1 rRNA gene is annotated in these 310 nt (G+C 61.6%); it reads left to right on the forward strand.

Annotation, left to right across the window (positions count from 1 at the left end):
• Positions 1 to 104 (forward strand): 16S ribosomal RNA (locus HTV45_RS33720); the annotation flags it as partial.
• Between the last annotated feature and the right edge of the window lie 206 nt (positions 105 to 310).

A 310-nucleotide genomic window follows, 5' to 3' on the forward strand; every position in this document is an offset into this window, starting at 1 on the left:
GCCCAACCCCTTGTGGGAGGGAGCTGTCGAAGGTGGGACTGGCGATTGGGACGAAGTCGTAACAAGGTAGCCGTACCGGAAGGTGCGGCTGGATCACCTCCTTTCTAAGGAGCACTTCTAGGCTGCTTCGGCAGTCCAGAGGCCAGTACATCGGCGTACGTCCGGTGCTGGTTGCTCATGGGTGGAACGTTGACTATTCGGTCCGGATTTCGGGCCGGTGGCTGCAAGTACTGCTCTTCGGGGCGTGGAACGCACGATCATCGGACGGGACAGGGCCGGGCACGCTGTTGGGTGTCTGAAGGTACGGCCG

Source organism: Streptomyces sp. CHD11, from assembly GCF_018638295.1.
Taxonomy (GTDB): Bacteria; Actinomycetota; Actinomycetes; order Streptomycetales; family Streptomycetaceae; genus Streptomyces.